Source organism: Micromonospora sp. MH33, from assembly GCF_003013775.1.
GTDB lineage: Bacteria > Actinomycetota > Actinomycetes > Mycobacteriales > Micromonosporaceae > Micromonospora > Micromonospora fulviviridis.
In genome coordinates this window covers 1-3,916 of the sequence record NZ_MUYZ01000433.1, presented here as the reverse complement: position 1 = coordinate 3,916, position 3,916 = coordinate 1, and the positions used below count along the sequence as shown (strand labels likewise).

1 protein-coding gene is annotated in these 3,916 nt (G+C 76.6%); it reads right to left on the bottom strand.

The window, feature by feature from the left end; all coding sequences use genetic code 11:
- The coding region (locus B0E53_RS33860) for a type I polyketide synthase (protein ID WP_146167893.1) at positions 1 to 3,916 on the bottom strand (3,916 nt) is incomplete at both ends.

The following is a 3,916-nucleotide window of genomic DNA, read 5'->3' as shown; positions in this document are numbered from 1 at the left end:
GGCGGGGTCTCGGCGCCGGCGCGGACGAGCCGGCGGGCGAACAGGCCGGAGGTGCGCACGGCGAGCTGGTCCTCGTGCCCGAGGCCGCCGAGGGCGACGGCGAGCCGGCCCCGGGCCCGCCGGTCCAGGGTGGACGGCAGGTCGACCAGGCCGCCCCAGCGGTCGGGGTGTTCCAGGGCGACGACCCGCCCGAGGCCCCAGGCCAGGGCCTGCCGGGGGTGGTCGAGCGGGTCGGCCCGGCCGGTGGAGACGGCGCCGCGGGTGGCGCACCAGAGGGGGGCGCCGCTTCCGAGGTCACCGAGGGCCTGCACGAGGGCGAGGGTGCCGGCGAGCCCGGCGGGCACGACCGGACGGTCCGGGTGGGCGGCCTCGTCGAGGGCGAGCAGGGAGAGCACCCCGGCGACAGCGTCGAGGTCAAGGTCGGCGAGCTGCCCGGCCAGCGCCGCGCGGTCCGGGTCGGCGACCGACACCGGGACGACACCGGCCCCGGCCTCGCCGAGGGCCTGGACGACCTGCCCGACCAACGGATCACCGGCGTACGCGGCGGGCGCCACGAGCAGCCAGGTGCCGGGCAGCCGGACGGACGACGCGGCGGCGAGCGGCTGCCAGCGCACCCGGTAGCGCCAGGCGTCCACGGTCGACTCGTCGCGGCGGCGCTGCCGCCATTCGGAGAGCAGCGGCAGCGCCCCGTCCAGCGCCCGGGCCTCGGTCTCGTCGATGCGCATGGCGGCGGCGACGGCCTCGGCGTCGGCCCGCTCGACGGCGTCCCAGAACTGGCGGTCGGCCGGGTCCTCGACGGTGGCCACCGGGCCGGTCCGCACCGGCGTCTCCGGCCAGTACCGCCGCCGGTGGAAGGCGTACGTGGGCAGCGGCACGGCCGGGCCGGAGCCCACGCCGCACACCGCGTTCCAGTCCACGCCGACGCCCCGGACGTGCAGCTCGGCCAGGGCGGTGAGCATCCGGGGCCAGCCGCCGGCGTCGCGGCGCAGGGTGTTCACCACGGCGGCCTCGTGCTCGCCGGCGTCGATGGTCTCCTGCATCCCGAAGCTGAGCACCGGGTGGGGGCCGACCTCCAGGAACACCTGGTGGCCGTCGGCGAGCAGGCTGCGTACGGCCTGCTCGAAGTTCACCGTCTCCCGCAGGTTGCGGTACCAGTAGCCGGCGTCAAGGGTGGTGGTGTCGGCCTGCCGGCCGGTGAGCGCCGAGTAGAAGGGCACCTCGGCGGGACGGGCCGTGATCCCGTCCAGGCTGGCCAGGAGCCGGTCGGCGACGGCCTCGACGTGCGGCGAGTGCGAGGCGTAGTCGACGTCGAGGGGGCGGGTCCGCACCTCGTCGGCCGCGCAGGCGGCGACCAGTTCGGCGAGGGCGTCGGGGTCACCGGCGACCACCACGGATCCGGGGCCGTTGACGACCGCCACGGAGAGCCGGCCGTCCCACCGCTCCAGCAGCCGGCGGGCCTGGTCGGCGGGCAGGCTGACGGAGACCATGCCGCCCTTGCCGGCGATGTCGGCGAGCACCTGGCTGCGCAGGGCGACGATCCGGGCGGCATCCTCGAGGGAGAGGGCGCCGGCCACGCAGGCGGCGGCGATCTCGCCCTGGGAGTGCCCGACCACCGCGCCCGGCCGTACGCCGAGGGAGCGCCACAGCCGGGCCAGGGAGACCAGCACCGCCCAGAGGGTGGGCTGCACCACGCCGGAGGCGACCAGCGGCGGGGCGCCGTCGGCGCCGCGCAGCACGTCGGTCAGCGACCAGTCGACCCAGGGGGCGAGGACGGCCTCGCACTCGGCGATCGACGCGGCGAAGACGGGCGAGCTGTCCAGCAGGTCGACGGCCATCCCGGGCCAGTGGGCGCCGTGTCCGGAGAAGACGAAGACGGGCGCGCTGTTGCGCAGCGCCGTACCGGTCACGACGGTGGGGTCGAGCTCGCCGTCGGCGAGCGCGGTGAGGCCCCGGACCAGCTGGTCCCGGTCCTGGCCGAGCACGACGGCCCGGTGCGGGAACGACGCCCGGGTGGTCGCGAGGGCGTACGCCATCTCGGCCGGACCGATCTCCGGGTACGCGGCGAGGTGGGACCGCAGCCGGGCGGCCTGTTCCGGCAGCGCGGCCCGGTCGGCGGCGGAGAGCGCGAGCGGGACGATCCCGGCGTCGGCGGCGGCGCCCGGCTGGAACTCCGCCGGGACCGTGTGCTCGGGGGCGTGTTCCAGCACGACGTGCGCGTTGGTGCCGGAGATGCCGAACGAGGAGACGGCCGCCCGGCGGGGCCGGTCCACGGCCGGCCACGGGGTCGCCTCGGTCGCCAGGGCGACGGCCCCGGCGGTCCAGTCGACGTGCGGGGAGGGCTCGTCCACGTGCAGCGTCGGCGGGACGATGCCGTGCCGCATGGCCAGGACCATCTTGATGACGCCGGCCACGCCGGCCGCGGCCTGGGTGTGGCCGATGTTGGACTTGATCGAACCGAGCAGCAGCGGTGCGGTGTCCCCCCGGTCCTGCCCGTACGTGGCCAGCAGGGCCTGCGCCTCGATCGGGTCGCCGAGGGTGGTGCCGGTGCCGTGGGCCTCGACGGCGTCCACGTCCGCCACGGTCAGCCGCGCGTTGGCGAGGGCCTGCCGGATCACCCGCTGCTGCGACGGCCCGTTCGGCGCGGTCAGGCCGTTCGACGCGCCGTCCTGGTTGACGGCGGTGCCCCGCACCACGGCGAGGACGCGACGACCGTCGCGCTGGGCGTCGGAGAGGCGCTGCACCAGCAGCACGCCGGCGCCCTCGCCCCAGCCGGTGCCGTCGGCTGCCGCCGCGAACGACTTGCACCGGCCGTCGGTGGACAGCCCGCGCTGCCGGGAGAACTCGATGAACGTGCCGGGGGTGGCCATCACCGTCACGCCACCGGCGAGGGCGAGGTCGCACTCCCCCGACCGCAGCGCCTGCACCGCGAGGTGCAGCGCCACCAGGGACGACGAGCAGGCGGTGTCGACGGTGACCGCGGGGCCTTCGAGGCCGAACGTGTACGCCACCCGCCCGGACAGGACGCTGGCGGAGGTGCCGGTGCCGATGTAGCCCTCGACCTCGGCGGGCACCTCCATGAGGCGGGAGGCGTAGTCGTGGTACATCACGCCGGCGAACACGCCGGTGCGGGAGCCGCGCAGCCGCTGCGGGTCGAGGCCGGCGGACTCGAACGTCTCCCACGACGCCTCCAGCAGCAGCCGCTGCTGCGGGTCCATGGCCAGGGCCTCACGCGGGCTGATGCCGAAGAACCCGGGGTCGAACTCCGCGGCCCCGTACAGGAACCCGCCGTGGCGGGTGTACGACGTGCCGCTGCGGTCCGGGTCGGGGTCGAAGAGGCCGTCGAGGTCCCAGCCCCGATCGGCCGGGAAATCCGAGATCCCGTCGCCTCCCGCGGCCAGCAGCTCCCACAACTGCTCCGGGTTGTCCACGCCGCCCGGGTACCGGCACGCCATGCCCACGATCGCGATCGGCTCGTCGAAGCCGGTCGTCGTCGCCTCGGCCGGGCCGGCCGCGTCCGCCCGGCCACCGGCCAGCTCGGCGTACACATGCCCGGCGAGGATCTGCGGCGTCGGGTAGTCGAACACCAGCGTGGAGGCCAGCCGCAGCCCGGTGGCGGCGTTGATCCGGTTGCGCAGGTCCACGGCGGTCAGCGAGTCGAAGCCCAGCTCGCGGAACGCCCGGTCCACCGGCACCGCGTCCGCGCCGCCGTGCCCGAGGACCTGGGCGACCAGGCCGCGGACGAGGGCGTCGACCTGCTCGCGGGCCTCCTGCGGGTCCAGGCCGGCCAGCCGGGCGGCCCAGTTGCCCCGCCCCGCCTGCCGGCGGGCGGTGACCGGGCCGAGCAGCGCCCGCAGCAGGGACGGCACCTGGCCGCCGACGATCTGGGCCCGCATCGCCGGCACGTCGATGGCGGCCG